This window comes from Streptomyces sp. SID3343 (assembly GCF_009865215.1).
GTDB lineage: Bacteria > Actinomycetota > Actinomycetes > Streptomycetales > Streptomycetaceae > Embleya.
The window spans coordinates 1-4,534 of the sequence record NZ_WWJX01000622.1; the positions used below are offsets into that span (position 1 = coordinate 1).

Here is a 4,534-nt window from a genome sequence, read left to right on the forward strand (position 1 = left end):
GCGCACCCCGCACCGCCGGAAGCGACCGTGGCGGCAGCGCCCGTCGCGCCCGCCACCCCGATCCGGCCGCCGCAACCGGGCCCGGCCGAGCGCGAGTTCACGGTCAGCCCCGAGGACGCCCCCTGGGTCCTGGACCACTGCCCCACCTGGACGTTGCCGGTGCTGCCGATGATGTGCACGGTGGACCACCTGTTCCAGGCGGCCAGTACGCACACCGGCCTGCGGGCCACCGGCCTGCGGGAACTGCGGCTCCAGCGGTGGATTCCGGTGGTCGGTTCCACCCGACTGGCCACCAAGGTCGAGCCGTTGCCCGGTCGGGACCGGGACGTACACGTCAGTCTGCTGATGTGGCGGCCCGCCCGAACCGAGGCGCTGTCGCGGTTCGAGCTCGTCGCCGAGGCGACCATCACGTTCGATCGTCTCGAAACGCCCGCGCCGCTGCCGCCGTTGACGGACGCGACACCGGCCGAACTGCCTTATCTCACCCATCGGTTGCCGCACGGGCCGGCCTTCCAGTACCTCACCGACGTCGGCTACGGCAGCGGCGGCGCCTTCGGGATCCTGGACGCGAAGCGGGGATCGGTCCCTGGTACCTTCACGCACCCCGGATTGCTCGACGCGGCGACGCACATCATCGCCGACCGGGTGTTCTGGCTGCCGTACCCGCAGGTCGGCCCCAACGTGGTGCCCTATCCGCACGGCCTGGTCCGGATGGATCTCTTCGCGCCGTTTCCCGACTCCGGGCAACTGCGCGTCGAGGCCCGCCCGGCGGGTTCCGAGGGTGAACTGCTGTTCGTGGACTTCCAGGTCCTCGCGAACGACCGGCTGTGCGCGGCCTTTCGCAACGTCAGCATGGTCTCCCCGCCGAGCGTGCTGGAGCTCCAATCCGGCGCGGACCGGCGGGCGTTCCTGCTGGAACGCCGACCGGCTCCGAAGATGAGCCTGTCCCAGGTGGTGGACGGCGTCAGCCGGTTGAACCGGGCGGTGCTCGAACAGGCCGACTGGCCGACCGGCGGGCTGGCGTACGTCTACGGTCTGCCTGCCGGGGTCCCGGCCCGACTGCACGCGGAGGAGGTCGCCATGCGCGAGCACGTCGCCCGGGCCCACGGTGAACACCCCGCCCGGGTGGCCGTGGACGTGGACAACCGGGTGGCCTGGCTGCACGACCGCCCGAACCAAAGGCATCACCTCGTGGTGCACTCGGGCCCCGAGGAGGTCACGGTCGAGAACCGGCGGTAGCACCCGGTCGCACCAGTCGACGCCGCGACGGCGGGCGGGATTCCCTGTGGGGGCGAATCCCGCCCGCCGTCGTGCGTGTACGCACGGGGGGCGGCACTGCGCTCGGCCGAGTGGACACCGTGCTCGGCCGACGCGGGCGATCGAGGGACGGACGCGGGGGCGAGCCCGGGTATCACGCGCCCAACCGCCCGCCGCCGCCCGCCGCCGCCCGCTCGGCGGTCAAGACCGGGCCCGCCCCACGTCGCCGCCATAAGGTCCAGACCACTCGCCGGTGCCCCGGATCGGTACGGATCCGCTCGCCGGCGGGAGGTCCAGACCATTGGCGCGCACCTCGGATCGGTTCGAAACGTCGAACGCTCCTCGTCGTCAAGGTCGTTCGCCGATCGATATCGAAGCGGCCGATCGACTCCCGGGTGGGATAGGTTTCGATCCGAACGACGCCGACTGTGAGGGGACGTTATGTCGGATCAGGAAAACACATGGCGTCTACCCGCGACCGACGACCCCGACGAATGGGTCGTCCCCCCGGAGATCGACACCTCCAGAGCCCATCCGGCCCGGATCTACGACTACTTCCTCGGTGGAAAGAACAACTTCGCCGCCGACCGCGACGCAGCCGAGCAGGTGATCGCGGTCGCGCCCAGCGCCGTGGACTCCGCCCGCGGCAACCGGGCGTTTCTCGGCCGTGCGGTCAAGTTCCTGGCCCAGGCGGGTATCCGCCAGTTCCTCGACATCGGCACCGGCATCCCCAGCGCGGGCAACACCCACGAGGTCGCCCAGGCCGTCCGGCCCGACGCGCGGGTGGCGTACCTGGACAACGACCCGATAGTGCTGGTCCACGCGCGCGCCCTGATGACCGGCGACGGCCGCGGGCGGATCGCCTACGTTCCGGGCGACGTGCGTACCGGGCCCGACCTCCTGGACCTTCCCGAGGTGCGCGAGGTGTTGGACTTCGACGAACCGATCGCCCTGCTGCTGCTGGCGATCCTGCACTTCGTCCGCGACAGCGAGGACCCGACGGCGATCGTCGCGGGCCTGCGGGACGCGCTGCCCGCCGGCAGTCACCTCGTGCTCTCGCACGGCACCGCCGACTTCGACCTCGCGCAGGGGCAGCGCGGCACGCGCATCTACGACCGGGCCACGGCGCAGCTCGCGCTTCGCCCGCACGCGGACATCGAAAAGCTGTTCGAGGGTTTCGAGCTGCTGGATCCCGGCCTGGTCAGGCTCCCGCTGTGGCACCCCGAGGAGGAACCGCCGCACGACCACGACCCGGATCTGGTCCGGATGTACGGCGGCGTCGGCCGCAAGACGTGAAACCCGGCGGCACCGGGCCGCGAGCAAGCCGACGGACCGCGAACACCCGACGGACCGCGAGCAGGCCGACGGGCCCGCCCCGCCGGACGACGATCCGGCGAGGCGAGCCCGGCCCGGCCGTTCGGCCGCCGCTCGAAACGGCCACACCCGTCAGGTGCGCGCGGGCACCGGATCCGCCGCGCTCGGCTTGACGAGCAGCACCGCCGGTACCGGTTCCGCGGCCGGTTCGGGGTCCGCCACCGGCGCGATCGGTTCGACCGCTTCCCCCGCGAGCACCTTCCGGGCCCGATCCCGGTCGAGCACCCCCTCCCACGCGGCGACGACCAGACTCGCGACGCTGTTGCCGCACACGTTGGTCAGCGCCCGGCACTCGCTCATGAACTTGTCGATGCCGAACACCAGCATGATGCCCGCGACCGGCACGTGACCCACCGTGGACAAGGTCGCGGCCAGCACGATGAACCCCGACCCGGTCACCCCCGCCGCGCCCTTGGACGTCAGCAGCAGCACCCCGATCAGGCCCAACTGCTGCCCGAACGACAGCGCGGTGTCGGTGGCCTGCGCGACATACAGCGCGGCGAGCGTGAGGTAGATGCACGTGCCGTCGAGGTTGAACGAGTATCCGGTCGGCACGGTCAGGCCCGCGACCTGCCGAGGCACCCCCAGGTGTTCCATCTTGGTGATCACCCGCGGCAGGACGGTCTCGCTGGAGGACGTCCCGAGCACGATCAGCAGCTCGTCCTTCATGTACCGCAACAGGTGGAAGATGTTCAGCCGGATGATCGCCATCACCACGCCGAGCACCACGACCACGAAGAACAGACTCGTCCCGTAGAAGATCGCCACGAGCTTGCCCAGGCTGGTCAACGTGTCCAGACCGTACTTGCCGACGGTGAACGCCATCGCGCCGAACGCACCGACCGGAGCCGCGTACATCACGATGCGCAGCACCGCGAACAGCACCCGACCGGCCTTCTCCACGCCGACCGCCACCCCCTGCACGGGGCGGCCCACCAGCTTGATCGCGATCCCGAACAGGACGGCGAAGAACAACACCTGGAGCACGTCGCCCTCGGCGAAGGCGCCCACGATGCTGCTGGGCACGAGATCGGTGAGGAAGTGCCACCAGGTCTGCGACTCGCCCTTGTCGATGTAGGTCTGCGCGGTCTCGGAGACCTTGAGCGAGCCGACGTCGGCGTGCACCCCGTCGCCCGGGCGCAGCACGTTCATCACCACGAGGCCCAGAATCAGCGCGACGGTGGTGAGCACCTCGAAGTACAGCAGCGACTTCCACCCGATGCGGCCCGCGCTGCGCAGATTGTCGACCCCCGCGATGCCGGTGACCACGGTGACGAAGATGATCGGCGTGATGATCATCTTGATCGCGTTGACGAAGGTGTCGCCCAGCGGACGCAACTCCTCGCCGGTGGACGGTGCGGCGGCGCCCACGACGATGCCGGCGAGGATGCCGATCAGGACCCAGACGTACAACTGCTTGAACCAGGGACGACGGGCGTTCGGAGTCGTCGCGTGAGCTGCGCCTGCCGGGTCTGCCGGGTCTGCGGCGCTGCCCGGCGCGGTGGCCTGGGGCATGACGGGCCTCCTTGTCGGTGTGGATGGCGGTGCGGGCGCGGGGGTGTTCGTCCGTACGAGGTGTTCGTCCGCGCCGGGCGTCCGTGCGGGCCGTCCGCCCTCGCGGGCGACGGAACCCGGAAACACCCGGGAAACTTCGCGTTACGCGTCGTAGATTGGCGCGACACACCCCGTCGCCTCGCGGTTACGCGCATTACGCGCACGAAGTCACCGGCGGGCATCCGGGGTGTTGCCCCCGCGCGGGGGCGCCTTGCGAGATCGCCCTGGTGTGTGGCGATACTTCCGCCATGGCCAACCAGAGCATCGCGCGGCAGGTGCTGCTGTGGCAGCTCGCCCTCGTCCTGCTCCTCGTCGGCGCCGGCGCGGGCGCGGCGGTGCACACCCTCGG

3 protein-coding genes are annotated in these 4,534 nt (G+C 70.7%); 2 read left to right on the forward strand and 1 reads right to left on the reverse strand.

The features are described from left to right. Together GT354_RS19375 and GT354_RS19380 are read left to right on the forward strand one after the other, a co-directional pair. Positions 1-1,239: polyketide synthase dehydratase domain-containing protein (locus tag GT354_RS19375; protein WP_202512053.1), on the forward strand; the 1,239-nt coding region annotated here is incomplete at its 5' end. A gap of 459 nt (positions 1,240-1,698) precedes the next feature. Beyond that, positions 1,699-2,553, forward strand: coding sequence for an SAM-dependent methyltransferase (locus GT354_RS19380; protein WP_161357560.1), 855 nt, complete (start codon positions 1,699-1,701; stop codon positions 2,551-2,553). A gap of 150 nt (positions 2,554-2,703) precedes the next feature. Here the strand turns inward: GT354_RS19380 and dctA are convergent, their stop codons facing one another. After that, a complete protein-coding gene (gene dctA, locus GT354_RS19385; protein ID WP_237535223.1) occupies positions 2,704-4,146 on the reverse strand; it encodes a C4-dicarboxylate transporter DctA in 1,443 nt (480 codons plus the stop codon). Between the last annotated feature and the right edge of the window lie 388 nt (positions 4,147-4,534).

Excerpts from the sequence above, each read along its gene's own strand:
- GT354_RS19380 (WP_161357560.1), top strand. The coding sequence starts at position 1,699 with ATGTCGGATCAGGAAAACACATGGCGTCTACCCGCGACCGACGACCCC.
- dctA (WP_237535223.1), bottom strand. The coding sequence starts at position 4,146 with ATGCCCCAGGCCACCGCGCCGGGCAGCGCCGCAGACCCGGCAGACCCG.